The sequence below is a fragment of the Citrobacter sp. W9 genome, assembly GCF_026719375.1.
Lineage (GTDB): Bacteria > Pseudomonadota > Gammaproteobacteria > Enterobacterales > Enterobacteriaceae > Citrobacter > Citrobacter werkmanii.
In genome coordinates, this window is sequence record NZ_JAPPTE010000001.1 from 897361 (window position 1) to 914431 (window position 17071).

A 17071-nucleotide genomic window follows, 5' to 3' on the forward strand; every position below is an offset into this window, starting at 1 on the left:
TTTGCGCGAAGGTTTGTTCGATTTGCAATGTGATACCACGCTGAAATTATCGGCTAATCAACCTCTGATGATTAGCCCGCAGAATCAAACTTCCATAAGCATTGTTGGAGTAGAAGATGACGGCAATCGCTATAAATATTTTTATATAGCGATTGTCATGTGGCAAGGACTATTGCGTCTTTATTTTAGGAAAAGGGTTAAATAATAAGATGAGAAAACTTTCACTGGAACGTTCAGGTAGGCGAAAAATTATATTTATCGCCCTGCTGGTTGGGATCATTATTGGTGTCGTGCTGCTGGCGGGTACGGCAACTATCATGCATAAAACCAGCGACACTGAATTCTGCGTGTCGTGTCATACCATGCAACAACCTCTGGCGGAATATCAGGGCAGTGTGCATTTCCAGAACAATAAAGGTATTCGCGCCGAGTGTGCCGATTGCCACGTTCCCCACCAACCGATCGATTATATGCTGACCAAAATTGGCGCCCTGAAAGATGTCTGGGGTGAAATGACCGGCAAAATCGATACCCCAGAAAAATACGAGGCGCATAAGCTCGCGATGGCCCAGAGCGTCTGGGATGGGTTGAAGAAGAACGACTCGGCAACCTGTCGTTCCTGCCACGACTACAAAGCGATGGATATACTGGCGCAAACGCCTGAAGCCCGTAAGCAGCACCCGGTGGCGATCAAAGAGGGCCAAACCTGTATCGATTGTCATAAAGGCGTCGCACACATTCTACCGAACATGAGTGGCCTGGCGGCAGCAGGGGCGAGCGAACTGGCGAATGCGGCAGCGAAAACGCCGGCAACGGCGACCACGTTGTACACCATTCAAACCCAACCGTTCTGGCTCAGTGAGAAAACCGCCGATCATAACGACGGTAACCTGATGGCTTCCACCGAAGTGCAGGTAGTGAAACGTGACGGTGATATGGTACTGGCTGACGTCAAAGGTTGGCAGCAGGATGGCGTCACCGAGGCGTTCTACGCCGCGCGTGGTAAACGCATCATGAGCGCCCTGCTGGGTGAGGAAGCGCGTAAAGCGTTGAAAGTGAACAGCACGGTAACCGATGAAGAGACGAAACAGGTCTGGCATGAAGTCGATCTGCAGGTCTGGCTGCCGGCGAAAAGTCTGATTGGCGATCAACAAAAAATCTGGAGCTACGCTTCCGATCTCATGGCTAACAACTGTACCGGTTGCCACGGTCTTACCGAGTTGAATCGCTTTAATGCCAACCAGTGGATTGGGGTGGTTAAAGGCATGTCCGGTCGTACGTCGCTGACGCAGGAACAGGTTCGTCTTCTGACCCAGTACGTACAAAAACACGCGAGCGACATGCCCGCAGCAGCCGATCAGGACAAAAAATAAGGAGCCATGATGAAAAAGAATAATGACCATGACATGGCGGAGCAGAGCCAGGAAGCAGGTATGAATCTGACTCGTCGCCGTTTTCTGGCAGGTGCCGGAGCTTTAATGGCGGCACCTCTGCTGGCGGGAATGTGGCCACGCTCGGCGCTGGCCGAAGCGATAAGCCAGGCGCTGCCGCAGTTTGTGGCGCTGCGCCAGGCGGAAAGCGGCATTCTGACCGGTGCCCACTGGGGCGCGTTTGAAGCGATCGTCCGCGATGGCAAAATGGTTGACGTTCGCCCAGTGAAAGACGATCCGTATCCGAACGAACTGATTACCATGGCACCCTATCAGGTGTATGCCGAAAACCGCATTAAGTACCCGATGGTGCGTAAAAGCTGGCTGGAAGGCGGCGCGAAAGACTGTAAACCTGAGCTGCGTGGCCGCGATGAGTGGGTGCGCGTGAGCTGGGATAAGGCGCTGCATCTGGTGGCCGGTGAAATCAGCCGTCTGCAGAAAGAGCACGGACCGTCCTCTATCTATGCGGGCTCTTATGGCTGGAAAAGCGTGGGGATGTTCCACAACCCAAGAACGCTACTGCAGCGCATGATGAACCTGGCGGGCGGTTTTGTCGGCTACTCCGGCGACTACTCGACCGGTGCCGCACAGGTAATTATGCCGCATGTAGTGGGCTCTGTTGAGGTTTACGAGCAGCAGACCGCATGGCCGAACGTCATTGAAAACACCGAGCTGGTGGTGATGATTGGCTGTAACCCTATGATCACGCTTAAAAACAGCTGGAACCTGCCGGATCACGTCAGCCAGACTGGTTTTGAAGCGCTGAAGAAAAAAGGCACCCGGATGATCTGTATCGATCCGGTGCACAGCGACAGCGCCCGCATGCTGGGTGCCGAGTGGATTGGCCCGCACAGCTATACCGACTGTGCGCTGATGGCGGGGATTGCCCATACGCTGTTGGTGGAAAAACTGCATAACGCTGACTTCCTGAAAACCTATACCGTCGGCTTCGATAAGTTTGAAGCGTATCTGACCGGTCAGGACGACGGTATTGTGAAAGACGCCAATTGGGCGGCGGACATCAGCGGTGTTGACGCCGAGGTGATCAAACAGCTGGCGCGCGATATGGCAAAACACCGCACCATGATCATGGGCGGCTGGGGCATTCAGCGCCAACATCACGGCGAGCAGGCGCACTGGATGATGGTGACCCTGGCGTCGATGCTGGGGCAGATTGGTCTGCCTGGCGGCGGCTTCGGCTTTAGCTATCACTACTCTTCAGGCGGTAGTCCGACCGCGCGCGGCGGCATTCTCGCCGGGATCTCGGCGGGTAGCCCAACCTCTCCGGCGGCAAAAGACATTACACCGTTCCCGGTAGCGCGTATTGCCGATGCGCTGGCGAACCCTGGCAAGACCATTGATTATAACGGCACGAAAGTGACCTACCCGGATATTAAAATGGTCTACGTGGCGGGGGGGAATACCTTCCACCAACATCAGGATACCAATAACCTGGTCAAAGCCTGGCAGAACCCGGAGACCGTGGTCGTCAACGAACCTTACTGGACGGCAACAGCGAAACATGCTGATATCGTGCTGCCGGTTACCACGACCTATGAACGTAACGATTTGGACATGGGCGGCGACTACTCGCAGCTCTACGTCTTCCCGCTACGCCAGTGTGTGCCGCCGCAGCATGAAGCGAAAAATGACTTTGACGTCTTTGCCGGTATTGCCGAGATCCTCGGCGTACACGACGCCTTTACCGAAGGTAAAGATGAGATGTTATGGTTAAAAGGCATGTATGACGACATGAAAGCCCAGGCGCGTAACGCACGCGTGGCGCTGCCGCCGTTTGATATGTTCTGGGCGTCCAACAACTATATCCGCTTCCCGATTCCGGAAGAGAATAAACAGTGGGTACGCTTCGCTGATTTCCGCGAGAACCCGCTGCTTAATCCACTGGGTACCCCGTCCGGCAAAATCGAAATCTATTCTGATGCCATTGCCAAAATGGGTTACGAGGACTGTAAAGCGATCCCGACCTGGATGCCGCCTCACGAGTGGTATCGCGGGCCGGAAGCAGCGAAATACCCGCTGTCGCTGAATACCGGTCACCCGATTAACCGTCTACACTCTCAGCTCGACAACACGCCGCTACGTAAGAAGTATGCAGTAGCCGACCGTGAGGCTATCTGGATCCATCCGAAGGATGCCAGCGCACGTGGCATTAGTGCGGGCGATCTGGTTCGTGCCTTTAACGATCGCGGGCAGATCCTGGTTGGGGCAGTGATTACCGATAACGTCCGTGAAGGGGTGGTGCGGATCAGCGAAGGGGCGTGGTTTGACCCGGCCGATCCGTCACAGCCTGGTTCGCTGTGCAAGAACGGTAACGTCAACTGCCTGACCTTTGACGTCGGTTCCTCCAGCCTGGCGCAGGGGAACTGCGGGCAGATGTCACAGTTGCAGATCGAGAAATATACCGGACCGGTGCTGCAAAACACCGCGCATAATGTGCCAGTAGGCGCATAATCGACAGCCGGTTATAACGAACGGCCCCTCTTGCCAGTGGTGAGAGGGGCCGTTTCTTTTAATTCTCACTACGCCAGCAGTCGAACCCCGGTCGGGGCTTCTTATCCCCCAGCAGGCGTGCAATATGCGAAGAAGCGGACGTCGCTGATAAGGATCACATAAATCTATCTGCGCCACCAGATGCTTCAATTGTCTGACCGGTAACAAACTGATTACGGTCAGAAAGTAAAAATGCGGTTATTGCTGCAATATCTTCTGGCAATCCAAAACGCCCCACAGGTGTTTTCTCTTTTCCCAGTAATGCCATAACTTCCTCGTCCGTTTTGTCGGCCAGTTCCGGACGGCGATTGCGAACATTAGGCAGCATATTCTGCGCCCAGTTATCCGTTGCTACAGCACCTACACCGACCGCATTAACCAGAATGCCGTCCGGTGCGACGCTCAATGCCAGGCTGCGGGTCAAGTTGTTGATTGCAGCACTCAGGGCGTGCGAAACAGTTAGTTGCGGGTTTGGGTAAATACCTCCAATAGATGAAATATTTACAATACGTCCCCATTTTCGGGCCTGCATGCCGGGAATAACTGCCTTACAAAAGCGTCGCATGGCGGAGAGTTTTGTCTCCGTCATTGACAACCAGTCTTCCTCTGAGGTTGTTAGAAGAGTACCTGTATGTGCTCTTCCTGCATTATTTACAAGTAAATCAATGTGTTGAAAAATATCTTCAGCCTGCTTAACGACCTGTTCTGGTAGCCTCTTGTCTGTCACATCACCGGCAAAAGGCAGAGCCTTCACGCCATATTTATCTTCAATTTTTTGCGCTGCCAGAATTAACTCCGCTTTTTGCCTTGCAACCATGACCAGGTGCACACCATTCGCGGCTAACTCTTCGCAAATACTGAAACCAATTCCAGTTCGTGCGCCCGTTACCAAAGCCACTTTTCCAGCCAGTTTTAAATCCATTTTCAGCTCCTTACATTATGCTAAGTGATTAATAAGGACATTATTAGTAGCAACTTGCTGTTTCAGAAGCTTGTGGCTCAGAATTCAGACGTCTGAAAAAAGCAGCCAAAGAATCGAGAATCGGTACTGCGTATAGTCGCCAACATTGAGTCTAGAACGAGGTGTGAACATGCGTACTGATAACCATGAGCTTTCTTCAGGCAGGATCCTGATGCTGGCAATTATTTGCTGTATTGTTGTCGCTAATATCTATTTTAATCAGTCAGTTCTTAACCTGATTGCAGCCTCCTTCCCCTCAGAATGGAAAGCGGTGTCGTTGATCCCCATGGCTACCCAGTTAGGGTATGCAGCAGGCTTATTCTTGCTGATCCCGCTTGGCGATTATATTGAACGCCAACGCCTTATCCTACGTCAGGCGCAGGTATTGTTTGTGGCACTGCTCGGCATGATGCTATCTCCAACGGCATCGGTACTGGTTTTCTTCTCATTCCTGACAGGTATGGCCGCAACGGTCGCTCAACAGATAGTGCCGCTTGCTGCTTCTCTTTCGGGGAGTACGTCGCGCGGTAAAACAGTGGGTACTGTAATGAGTGGGGTTCTGGCTGGGATTCTGACTGGTCGGGCTATTGGGGGACTTATCGGCCAGTATTTTGACTGGCGAGTAGTCTTCTTATCCGGCGCGACCATGACATTGCTGGCAATTTTTTTCATAGCCCGGATTTTGCCCGTACAATCGTTACCGTCCCAGAAGTTTAACTACCTGGCAGTGCTCCGTACGTTAGGAGAATTATGGAGAAGTGAGCCTCAGGTGCGGATTGCCACACTGACTCAGGCACTGTTATTTGCTTCCTTCAGTGTGCTATGGACGGTACTCCCTTTTTGGTTAGCCTACCGCTACCACTACGGTGCAGGAGTAACTGGTTCCCTGGCAGCACTCGGGTTAATAGGGATCCTGTGCGCACCTTTAGCGGGAAATTTCAGCGATCGCCAGGGGCCTTTCCGAATGGTTATTCTGGGCGTGATACTAATGTTACTTGCCTGGATTGTTTTGTGGGGCTGGGACAGTATGACAGGTATGGTGGTTGGTATTCTGCTGCTGGATGCAGGTGAACAATGTGTACTGATTGCTAATCAACATACCATTTATAATTTGCGTCCCGATGCCAGAAACCGTCTGAATACCCTTTTTATGTGCGTGATGTTTATTGGTGGCGCGTGTGGCTCATTGACCGCCACCTGGTTATGGGAGACGACACACAACTGGACGTTGGTTATTTCTGCTGGTGGCGGACTCGTGGTGCCAGGCATGTTAATCGCTGTCAGACGTAACTATTCATCCCCCCAGACGGGTACATAGCTCCAGCGCATTTTTGACGTCTGTAGCACGCTGAGAACCATCGATATGGCTTAATGCATCCATTAATAACTGTTTTGCCGTCACGCTGTCCCCAGTTTCAGCCTGCAGTCTTGCCAGTGAGCACGCAATGCGCAATTCCCAGCCATAAGCCTGTTGTTTGTGTGCTTTCTCAAGTGCCTGTTCCAGTTGCTTACGCTGAGAGTGCGCTGGTAAATGCATGGAGCACAGACGCATCAGTTCTGGAGTACACCAGTTTTCGTTCGGTTTTTTTTGTGAGAGACCGGAGTCCATTTCTGACAACAAAGGCGAATATTGCCAGTCTAATCCCATTGCTTGTAGTGAGCTAAACAGCTTGGTTTGCCTGACTTCGGGATGGGCGAGCTGCTCAGCCCATCGGAGAAACAACTCACCGTAGGTTTTCCAGAAATAAAGATTATGCTTTTCAGCCAACGTAATAAGCCAGTCAGAGGCCTTTATCACCCAGCGTGGATTGCGATCCAACGCAGCTGTCATGCAGGCACCTTCGGCCAGTGCACAACAAAGCGAGCAGATATGTTGCAAACGAGCGGCTTTTTTCACTGCGCTCCATGCCATCCGTTTAGCAGCCTTATACTCTCCCTGTACCCAGAGCACACGGGATAAAAATGCTTCGCCAGCGGTCTCTTGGTCGAGCCCAAAACGGAAAGAACGACCGGAATCATCAAGAGCAAACCGGTTCAGAGATTGCTGCAGATAATCGCTACCGAGGCTATGCTGACCTAAAAAATGGTAAGATACGCCTACAATTCGCAACCCCGTAGCTATCGCGACGGTATCATCAATCGATCTCGCGAGTGTGCACATAGACTGCGCATGGTGAAGCGATATATCCAGTTTACCGATTCTCAAATAGTACAACCATAACCCGTAATGAGCCTGTAAACGGATCTCGTTGTCGTCGAGTTGATCTGCAAGCATTAGTGCTGTTTGCCAGGCGGAACACGTCTCTGGGATAGGACCTTTTGCCCAGGTTGACGCTTTTCCCGCTGCTGCGCTGAGATTCATTTTCTGACGCAATGTTAAAACCACTTGCGAACGTACTTCACTAAGCAAAGGGGAAATATGACGCTGGCATTCATTATAAAGTGAATATTCAATCCAGAACGGCGTCATAGCTTGTAAGATCTCAAGCCCTTTAACCGGGTCTACCCCCTCAGTTAATGGCTGCTGTAAAACACTGCGTAAATCATTGAGGATGGGGTAATAACGTTCTCGCCACTGATCCGTTGGCAGCCTGTTCCAGTCGAGCTGAGCCTGCTCTGCCTGACGATGGCAATAGTCAGCAAACCGGGATGAAAGTCTTGAGTATTCTCCTTGCTGCCTGAGTTTATCGCAAGCGAACTGACGCAGGGTTTCCAGTAAGCGAAAACGGGTTACGGGTACCTGAGTGCTGACCTGAATCATCGACAGGGAAAGCAATCGTTGCAGATCGTCTACAATCTGCCACCCAGTTTCTTCAGGGGACTGCAAGAATTCAGTAACAGCATTCACTGTGAACATGTCGGTGAAGATCCCCAAAGAGCAGAATAATTTCTGTTCTCGTGGATTAAGTAATTGGTAAGTCCACTCCAGCGTAGTCTTTATTTTTTGATGTCGGGAAACCCGGGCGCTCTGCATATTACTCAGGAGTTGGAAACGATCCTCCAGGCAATGATAAATCTCACTAACGCTCATAATAGGTAAACGGGAGGCTGCAAGTTCAATTGCCAGGGGTAATCCGTCGAGATGGCGACATAGTTCACCTATCAAGGACAATTCACTGTCTGATGGGTGGAAGTCAAAATGCCGATCACGGCCGCGTTCAATAAACAGGCGAACGCTGGGAAATGTCTGTAACAGTTGAACATCTGCCCCCGCTTTTTCAGGAACCTTGAGGGGGGGGAGCCGATATTGTTGCTCGCCCGCGAGCTCGACCGCCACCTGGCTGGTTAGCAGCATTGCGATGTGAGGCGCTGCATTCAGAAGCATGGCAATTATAGGTTTTAATTCGTTAATGACATGCTCACCATTATCAATCATCAACAGACACCGACGTTGGGCAAGCTGATGAGATAAATCATGACTGTTATGAACAGCAGTCAGTGGCAGATGCAGTGCCTGCGAGAAAACAGAGAAAAGGCTGGGGACATCAGTGATGTGCGCCAATTCAGCCACGCAAATGCCATCTGGATATTGCGTCTGAAGAAGGTTAACGACTTCCCAGGCGAGACGAGTCTTACCCACTCCACCAGGACCTGTAATGGTGACTAGTGGATGCTGACGTATTAAGGCGCAGATATCTAGCACGGCCTGGTCACGGCCTAAAATAGATGTAAGAAAAGGGAAAGTAACGGGTGCCAATCTTGTGGGTTCTGAAGACATCATCGGTGGTTTGGATGTGCAATTAAAGCGATATCCAGAACCAAATTCGGTCACCAGTAAATGACGATCGTGACCTAGCACACGACGAATCGCTGAAATCTGCGCCTGGAGATTATTTTCTTCAACGATTTCATTGCCCCATACCTGAGCAAGTAGAGAGTCTTTACTCACTACCTGGCCTTTTGCACTCACCAAAACAACCAGCACATCAAAAGCCCTGCCGGATATTTTTACCGGTTTTCCACGGTGCAGCAGGATTCTCAGTTGAGGCCAAATTTGCCACTCAGCGAAGCGGATTTCATCGGTGGATGTCATGATATTACGCTCTTAAGTTCGACACACCCTATGTCAGACTGTCGCTATTATAAAACCATGGGCATCGTGTGGCATAGTGCGGTTGTTCATTCAGTCTGAAAGCATGGGAATTACTTTCAATTATGGACACTGATCGTGCGTGTAATAGGATGGAAAAGCATCAAAGTGGTAACGTCCGCTCCTGGCTGTGAGCGAGAAACGGAAGTTGGCTACCGAGAATTTGGCGATTCAGATCGTCATCGAACATTCTGTGATATCGCCGTCTTTAGATCACTAGTAAGCATCTCTGCCTGTTTTTCCAAAGCTTCTAACATAAAATCTTTTTTATCTTGTACAGTAACTAGTAAATAGAATGGTTCACTATTTGTACAGGTCAAGCGTGATATTCTAAAGTCATCACGGTGAGGTATTAATGCACGATAATTTCCTTCAGCGATAAACATAAAGCGAGCTTTAGAATTTTCGCTGAGCCACATATACTTATTATTGCAAAAGAAAGTATCGCGCGTGTCATACTCCATGGCAAATCCGAAACCGAATTTAATGATGGAAAACGTCTGTATACTAAATGCAATATATGAAATATAACCAATAAAAAACAATGGAGCGAAAACTGACATTGAATAGCTAATGTCATCATATGGTGTTGCTTTTACTTTTTTTATTTTTGGGGCTATGAATATTAAATAAGCAATGCAAATAAAGTAAATGGTATAATAGAATATAAAAATAAAAAGCAATGCTGAGACTGCCGTCATGAGTTTATTGATTGTGGTATCAAAAGGAATATCAAATATATTGGAGATTAGCGAGCGCGCAAGATAATATGAAATTAATGATACGATTAGCTATGAGTATTTAATTCCTATCTTTACTTTTGTGGCTATGTTTTTTCTTTATTATCGAACGATTGTATGTGAGATGATATAGTGTATATCATACACAATGCCGTCATAAAAACTAACGCACTTAGAATGATGTTGTTGATATAATTAATGACTTTAAAGGAAATACATGTTAATAAGAATAGCAATGCCGAAAATAATGCCGCATCTTGCGTTTTTTTATAATTCTTTCGTAGGCGAACGGCCAGTTGATTGGATGACTTTTTATTCCAATAATTGTGTACAATTAGCCCACTGAGAATAATCATACCCAACCAAATAACAATGGGATATAGAGGCGCTCTCTGAGGCATGATGACGAGCACTGCCATATAGAACAATAGAGAATGAGTGATGCCAAGGTTTAATGAAGAGCGTGTTTTTTTCATCGATGACCTTTTTAATAATTCGTTATTCTATTAGATGCTAAGTTTTTTATAACAGAAGCTAACGACATTAGGAAGGTGAGTTTATGATTGAAGAAAAATTATCCACCTGTTTGAAATCTGTTGTGATTTACAGAATTTGGCCATTTGAAAGTACAATTGAAACTTCCGCTTTTGGCACGGAGCGGTCAGGGAGACAGAGACTCCATTTTGAACGAAGAGCTAGCGGTAGGTGTTATAAACAGAAGTCGGACGACACGATTCGAGAAGCTGACTCAATAGGAAGGCGTAAGCCTAAAGCTGACGGGACCGCCGTATGCGGACCCGTATGGAACGGCGGGAGCAATCCCGCCTCCTACTCGATTGCCACTTCTATTTGTACGAAGATTTATTGTTAATTTTATTCTCAATCCAGGTATCAACTTCCCGTTCAATGAAGGAAACTGCGCGTTTACCCGTTTTGACAGGGCGGGGAAATTCTCCCTGCGCTATCAGGTGGTAAATCCAGGAGCGGCAAAATCCCGTTCGATGTTCAACTTCAGCAAACCGGATAAATTTGTCTGACATAAAAGGCCTCCATCATAGATACCCATAGATGTTGAATGATGGTGGTGCATGAAGGAATGGAAAAATCATTATCAGTGGATAGTAATAAAAGACGTTGAGTACATCGAATGAGTGAGAAGGAAAGCTAAAACCAGTGGTGTCTAGCGGAATAGGCACATTGCTTCGCTGATAATCATGGCGCAGGATATGTGAAGACTGGATATCGATGGTCCAGATGGCACACTTTTTTAGTGTAGGTCCTGACCATGCCTGAACGGATTTGTGCTGAATGGTGAAACGGCCAGCAGGTGATTTTAAAAAGTTAAGTTGAGAAAAACACCGAAAAATAGCGAAATTTAGATGCAAAAAAAGCCCGTTCACACGAGCTTTTTTATGCAGCATCTTATGCAGGACAAAACCAATTTTACGATGTAAGTAATTGATTTTGTATCAAATATGGCGATGAAGGGGATTGAATCGCTTTGCTCGCCCCTTCGGGGCAGCCCGTTCGCGATGCTCCCGGTCTGTCCAGCTGGCTACGCCAGTAGTCGAACCCCGGTCGGGGCTTCTCATCCCCCCGCAGGCGTGCAATATGCAAAAAAAAAGCCCGTACTTGCGTACGAGCTCTTCTTAAAATATGGCGGTGAGGGGGGGATTCGAACCCCCGATACGTTGCCGTATACACACTTTCCAGGCGTGCTCCTTCAGCCACTCGGACACCTCACCATATTGTTGTTCCTGTGCTACCGGAACGGGCGCTAATTTAGGGAAATACCGTCCCGGCGTCAATCAACTTTTTGAAAAAAACGTGCATTTACACAAACTTCAAACAATCTGGAGCTTAAATAAGCGGGAATTGTTTTTTTTGCCAGCATCCTAAAATTTGCTACTCTGATGATCCCTCGAAAAATGATGATAATAAGTGCGAGAAAGTTCCGCATAGCAATGCTCAGGAGACAAAATGGATATAATTTTTTATCACCCAACATTCGAAACAACCTGGTGGATTAATGCGCTGGCAAAAGCAATACCAGGCGCGAACGTCCGTGAGTGGAAAGCGGGTGATAATGCGCATGCTGACTATGCGCTGGTTTGGCATCCGCCGGTTGAAATGCTCGCGGGACGAAAATTAAAAGCCGTATTTGCACTGGGTGCTGGCGTCGATTCCATTCTCAGTAAGCTAAACGCTCACCCGGAAATGTTGGACACCTCGATCCCGCTTTTCCGTCTGGAAGATACGGGTATGGGCCTGCAAATGCAGGAATATGCGGTAAGTCAGGTGTTGCACTGGTTTCGTCGCTTTGATGATTACCAGGCGTTAAAAATTCAGGCGAAATGGCAACCATTGCCAGAGTATACCCGCGATGAGTTCACCATCGGGATCATGGGGGCCGGGGTCCTGGGTGCGAAAGTTGCCGAGAGTTTGCTGTCATGGGGGTTCCCGCTGCGCTGCTGGAGTCGTACGCGTAAATCCTGGCCTGGCGTGGAAAGCTTTGCCGGTACCGAAGAGCTGGGTGCGTTTTTGAGTCAAACTCGCGTGCTTATCAATCTTCTACCCAATACGGCAGAAACCGTGGGCATCATTAACGCTGGTTTACTTAGCCAGTTACAGGATGGCGCTTATGTGCTGAACCTGGCGCGTGGCGTTCATCTCAATGAAGACGATCTTCTGGCATCGCTGGACAGCGGCAAGGTGAAAGGCGCCATGCTGGATGTCTATAGCCGTGAACCGCTGCCGGAAACCAGCCCGCTATGGAAACACCCGCGAGTGGCGATGACACCGCACATCGCCGCTGTTACCCGTCCGCCGGAAGCGGTGGATTATATCTCCCGTACGATTTTGAGTCTGGAAAGTGGCAAAGCCGTTACGGGTCAGGTCGATCGCGTACGGGGATACTAATGCTAACCCGGCAAGTGCCGGGTTTCCGCTAATAAATGGCGGCGATACCTGCTATCCTTGACGGAAAATGACTACAGGAGAGAGTTATGTATCCCGTTGACCTGCATATGCATACCGTCGCCAGCACCCACGCCTACAGCACCTTAAGTGATTACATCGCTGAAGCTCGTCGCAAAGGCATCAAGCTGTTTGCCATTACCGATCATGGACCGGACATGGCGGATGCGCCTCACCATTGGCACTTTATTAATATGCGCATTTGGCCTCGTGTCGTGGACGGCATAGGGATCCTGCGCGGAATTGAAGCGAATATTAAAAATATTGAAGGCGAAATTGACTGTTCAGGTCCGATGTTCACTTCCCTGGATCTGATTATCGCAGGCTTTCATGAGCCGGTTTTTGCGCCACACGATAAAGAGACGAATACGCAGGCGATGATAGCCACTATGGCCAGTGGCAACGTCCATATCATCAGCCACCCGGGTAACCCCAAATATCCCGTCGATATCACTGCGATTGCTCAGGCAGCGGCAAAATACCAGGTTGCGTTGGAAATCAACAACTCTTCGTTTTTGCATTCGCGTAAGGGCAGTGAGGACAATTGCCGCGCTGTTGCTGCGGCTGTGCGTGATGCCGGCGGCTGGGTCGCGTTAGGGTCAGATTCACATACCGCTTTCACCTTAGGAGATTTCGGTGAATGTCGTAAAATACTCGATGATGTGAATTTCCCGGAAGACCGAATTTTAAACGTTACGCCAAAGCGCTTGTTGACGTTTCTGGAATCGCGAGGCATGGAGCCGATCGCGGAATTTGCTGAACTGTAATTGTTACTAACTGGAATATATTAATGAACGAGTTTTCTATCCTGTGTCGTGTACTGGGCTCGCTGTTTTACCGCCAACCGCAGGACCCTTTACTGGTTCCTCTGTTTACCCTGATTAGCGAAGGTAAACTCTCCGCCAACTGGCCGCTGGAACAGGACGAACTGCTGGCTCGTCTGCAGAAGAGCTGCGATATGCCTCAGTTGGCTGCGGATTACAACGCGTTATTTGTGGGAGACGATTGCGCGGTGCCGCCTTATCGCAGCGCCTGGTTAGAAGGGGCTAAAGAATCGGATGTGCGTGCATTCCTTTCTGCCCGGGGAATGCCGTTGGCAGATACGCCGGCAGATCATATTGGCACGCTGTTGCTGGCGGCTTCATGGCTTGAAGACCAGTCTGCGGAAGATGAAAGCGAAGCGCTTGAAACCTTGTTTGTGGACTACCTGTTACCCTGGTGCGGCACGTTTCTGGGCAAAGTTGAAGCGCATGCGAATACGCCATTCTGGCGTACTATTGCGCCCCTGACACGTGATGCGATTGGTGCGATGTGGGACGAATTACAGGAAGAGACAGACGAATAAATGTGATTTAAATCACGCTAAACTGCAACGCAATTTATCAACTTGCATAATTTGTGTGCGCGATCTCATTCCAATGCCGTTTTTCTGCTAAGATGCGCGGCATGAACATACTTCTCTCAATTGCAATCACAACGGGCATTCTCTCCGGGATCTGGGGATGGGTGGCAGTTTCTCTCGGTTTACTCAGCTGGGCTGGGTTTCTGGGCTGCACTGCCTACTTTGCCTGTCCGCAAGGTGGGCTGAAAGGGTTGTGGATCTCGGCGTGTACGCTGCTAAGCGGTGTGGTGTGGGCGTTGGTGATTATTAACGGCAGTGCGCTTGCCCCGCATATGGATATTGTCGGCTATGTCATGACGGGAATTGTCGCGTTTTTGATGTGTATTCAGGCAAAGCAATGGTTGCTTTCATTCGTGCCGGGCACGTTTATTGGGGCTTGTGCAACGTTTGCAGGGCAGGGGGACTGGCGACTGGTCGTGCCATCTTTGGCGCTGGGTCTGCTATTTGGCTATGCGATGAAAAATAGCGGCTTGTGGCTGGCGTCACGCCGTGAAAACAGGATATCGCCAACCCCGACCAGTAAATAAAACAAGCGTGAGGCTTCCCTCACGCTTTTTATGCTGTAATGACCCATCAGGATTCTGGCGGTACCGACATATGGCGGTATTTAACCAGGATGTCATTATCAACTTGTTTCTTATCCTGCAAATCCCACAACCCGCGATCTATTCCGTCATTAATCAGGAAGATAACGCCGGTTTCAATTGCTGACATCAGACAAAGCATAACCGGTTCGTTAGAGGTATAACCAATTTCACCCTCCAACAGACGCTGGTAGTCAATGAAGCGGAACACCCCTGCCTGCACTTCATAAGACAGAATGGTTTTGCTGGTATTCACCGATGAGAGGATCTCACCGGTACTGACGTTAACCACACGCAGGTTTACCGCTATCTGGTCAAGCTGGTATTGCGTATCGGCGCCTATACCGAAATAGCGCGCGCCGACACCACCTGATTTTACGTTGCTTTCATAACCAATAATGGACCCTTCCACCATGACGTTTGCAGCGGTCAGAGACTGGAGCGGGATCCGGTTGTTAATGGCAACCGTACCGTTTTCCTGTGCCGCACGAATGATTTTTCGTTCGTTAAGCAAGTTCTGTAACCCCTGACGTTCCAGCGGGACGAACCAACGAGAATCCTTCAATGCGGTGACGAGCATAGCCGTGGCGCTTTGCGGGACGGCGGTAGAGAAGTTACTTGCCGGGTAAGGCTTAAACTGGCCAGTCTCATCCTGAATGTTGTATACCGACACAAATATCTTACCTGTAGGCATGGGCAGATGCGTCAAATCTTTATAGCTTTGGGCTCGGGGCATTAATGTCGGCTTAGCGGCCTCTTGAGGCGGGGCGGTTAAGCATCCGCTGAGTAAAATTACTGCCACCATGATAAGTAAGCGCTGCATGATATTTTCCTTTCGTGGCTCTCATTTAGAAATCGGTTGACTGGTTTTGTAAACCTGACACTTCAATAGTCGAAGTTCTTCCCGTTTTCCTGTCAGTGACATTCAATTGCAGTTGCCCATCCCGGTTGGCGATATCAACGATAAAGTCACTGGTTACCATCCTCCCCGGCTTACCTGTATTGATATTGGTGAGTAAGCCGCCGAGTATTTGCGACTGAATTGCCTGGGTAAAGTTATCCAGTGCTGTTGGGGTTTCGATCCCGTAGTCGCCAGCGCTCGGATCTTTATATGAGTTTTGCGCCTGAGCGCTATTTAACAAAAAAGAGCCGTTGTTTGGGTTGCCACCAAAGTTAGGGTTGCGGAACTGGAACGTCATGTTTCCGGCCCAACTTAATGGCGAAATTAGCATGAGCAAAACCACTGCATGTTTGACACGCATGAAAGCCTCCGGACAAAATCATGTTTTAGAATTCATCACGCGCTAAATCGCTTGTGCTTAATAGTGTTTGATCTATTTGCCGGCGATTTAATGCTTCCTCAGTTTCTGCCAATGCGAAGACCACTATTTTGTCGAAGTCTCTTTTCGTCGGGAATAAAAAGGTCTGGAAGATAACGTCCTGATTAACCGTTATCGTAATCCAACTTCCCCAACGTGCACTGGGCCTTTCATTAATGGTTAAGTTTCCTGTGTACTTGCTTTCCCACTTGTCACTAAAGGCGCGATAAAAATCATGGCCAATGGAAGAGACAGTGTGGTCAGTTAACAGTCCGGGAACCTCCACCTCTACAGCCGCGTGTAGATTCCCGGCAGCAAAGAACAAATTTGCTGCCACAATCCAGTTCAAATAGCGTTTCATGGCTTTATCGCCTGAGGTTATCATTGGCCCACGAGACCGCCTGCGTACGATTTTTGACAGCTATCTTTTTGAAAAGATTATAAAGATGCGTTTTCACGGTATTTTCACTGATAAACAGCGAACGCGCGATTTCAATATTTGAGGCACCGATACGCAGTTTATTAAGGATCTCTTTTTCACGGTGAGTGAGTAGTGCCGACTCCGTGCTGTTATAACGGTAATTTCCGGAATGCGTGATCAGGTAGCTGGCGAGCTTTTGCGAAAAGTAGCATTCACCGCGCAACACACCTTGCAAGCCGCTGACTACACGTTGTTCATCTTCGGTTGCGTAAAATACACCATTGATATGCGGCCAGTTTTCAATATCCCGATAGGGATAATCATCAGGGGTATTCAACAATAAAGTCTTTATATTGTTGTTTTTTCTGCTTAAATTATCTTGCCAGTAATGGATCAGTTTTTTATCTGCCTCCATCATATCCATTAAAACAATACAGCCGGAGGAAATATCATCCAGAGAACGTTGAATATTATGTAGTTTTCCGGTTAACGCCAGTGATTGCTTTAAATGTTGTAATAACGCAGTTGCCTGCAGAGAAGGTTTAGTGATCAACAATAATGTATGACCATGAATACTATGGACTTCATTAAACATGATGAAACTCCACTTTTTAGTCGCACACCTGACAGCTGCCGC

At 48.9% G+C, this 17071-nt stretch carries 15 protein-coding genes and 1 tRNA gene; 7 read left to right on the top strand and 9 right to left on the bottom strand.

Annotated elements, in window-relative coordinates:
* Positions 1–209: 209 nt before the first annotated feature.
* Positions 210–1373: a NapC/NirT family cytochrome c gene (locus OOJ59_RS04180; protein WP_061381814.1), complete on the top strand. Its 1164-nt coding sequence runs from the start codon at positions 210–212 to the stop codon at positions 1371–1373.
* 9 nt (positions 1374–1382) lie between these two features.
* The gene (gene torA / locus OOJ59_RS04185; protein WP_129695001.1) at positions 1383–3902 is read left to right on the top strand and encodes a trimethylamine-N-oxide reductase TorA; all 2520 of its coding nucleotides are present in this window, start codon (positions 1383–1385) and stop codon (positions 3900–3902) included.
* A gap of 154 nt (positions 3903–4056) precedes the next feature.
* Here the strand turns inward: torA and OOJ59_RS04190 are convergent, their stop codons facing one another.
* Positions 4057–4863, bottom strand: a complete 807-nt coding sequence (locus tag OOJ59_RS04190) for an SDR family NAD(P)-dependent oxidoreductase (protein WP_126956275.1) — start codon at positions 4861–4863, stop codon at positions 4057–4059.
* Positions 4864–5032: 169 nt separating this feature from the next.
* Here OOJ59_RS04190 and OOJ59_RS04195 point away from each other — a divergent pair, with 169 nt between their 5' ends.
* A complete protein-coding gene (locus OOJ59_RS04195; RefSeq protein ID WP_160956341.1) occupies positions 5033–6220 on the top strand; it encodes an MFS transporter in 1188 nt (395 codons plus the stop codon).
* Here OOJ59_RS04195 and OOJ59_RS04200 read toward each other — a convergent pair.
* From OOJ59_RS04200 to OOJ59_RS04215, 4 genes are all read right to left on the bottom strand, one after another.
* Entirely contained in the window at positions 6197–8935 is a 2739-nt protein-coding gene (locus OOJ59_RS04200; RefSeq protein WP_160956342.1) for a winged helix-turn-helix domain-containing protein, read from the bottom strand. The two genes, OOJ59_RS04195 and OOJ59_RS04200, sit on opposite strands and share 24 nt — an antisense overlap.
* Before the next feature lie 236 nt (positions 8936–9171).
* On the bottom strand, positions 9172–9693 hold the full coding sequence (locus tag OOJ59_RS04205; protein ID WP_226809220.1) for a hypothetical protein: 522 nt from the start codon (positions 9691–9693) through the stop codon (positions 9172–9174).
* Positions 9694–10577: 884 nt separating this feature from the next.
* Complete coding sequence (locus OOJ59_RS04210; protein ID WP_160956513.1) at positions 10578–10772, bottom strand: helix-turn-helix transcriptional regulator; 195 nt, start codon at positions 10770–10772, stop codon at positions 10578–10580.
* A 617-nt stretch (positions 10773–11389) separates the two neighbouring features.
* A tRNA-Ser gene (locus OOJ59_RS04215) sits at positions 11390–11477 on the bottom strand.
* A gap of 235 nt (positions 11478–11712) precedes the next feature.
* Here OOJ59_RS04215 and ghrA point away from each other — a divergent pair.
* From ghrA to OOJ59_RS04235, 4 genes are all read left to right on the top strand, one after another.
* Entirely contained in the window at positions 11713–12651 is a 939-nt protein-coding gene (gene ghrA / locus OOJ59_RS04220; protein ID WP_160956516.1) for a glyoxylate/hydroxypyruvate reductase GhrA, read from the top strand.
* An 86-nt stretch (positions 12652–12737) separates the two neighbouring features.
* Positions 12738–13475 (top strand): phosphatase, encoded by a 738-nt coding sequence (locus tag OOJ59_RS04225; protein ID WP_038639608.1) that lies wholly within the window; start codon positions 12738–12740, stop codon positions 13473–13475.
* A 23-nt stretch (positions 13476–13498) separates the two neighbouring features.
* Entirely contained in the window at positions 13499–14053 is a 555-nt protein-coding gene (locus OOJ59_RS04230; RefSeq protein ID WP_160956515.1) for a TorD/DmsD family molecular chaperone, read from the top strand.
* A gap of 101 nt (positions 14054–14154) precedes the next feature.
* A complete protein-coding gene (locus OOJ59_RS04235; protein ID WP_199963936.1) occupies positions 14155–14637 on the top strand; it encodes a DUF1097 domain-containing protein in 483 nt (160 codons plus the stop codon).
* Positions 14638–14683: 46 nt separating this feature from the next.
* Here the strand turns inward: OOJ59_RS04235 and csgG are convergent, their stop codons facing one another.
* The 4 genes from csgG to csgD are packed head-to-tail and all read right to left on the bottom strand — an operon-like array spanning position 14684 to position 17029.
* Complete coding sequence (gene csgG / locus OOJ59_RS04240; RefSeq protein WP_003036082.1) at positions 14684–15517, bottom strand: curli production assembly/transport protein CsgG; 834 nt, start codon at positions 15515–15517, stop codon at positions 14684–14686.
* Between the two features lie 25 nt (positions 15518–15542).
* A complete protein-coding gene (csgF, locus tag OOJ59_RS04245; RefSeq protein ID WP_016152599.1) occupies positions 15543–15956 on the bottom strand; it encodes a curli production assembly/transport protein CsgF in 414 nt (137 codons plus the stop codon).
* A gap of 25 nt (positions 15957–15981) precedes the next feature.
* Positions 15982–16374, bottom strand: coding sequence for a curli production assembly/transport protein CsgE (csgE, locus tag OOJ59_RS04250; RefSeq protein WP_038639617.1), 393 nt, complete (start codon positions 16372–16374; stop codon positions 15982–15984).
* 4 nt (positions 16375–16378) lie between these two features.
* Complete coding sequence (gene csgD, locus OOJ59_RS04255) at positions 16379–17029, bottom strand: biofilm master transcriptional regulator CsgD (RefSeq protein WP_069323303.1); 651 nt, start codon at positions 17027–17029, stop codon at positions 16379–16381.
* Positions 17030–17071 lie beyond the last annotated feature (42 nt).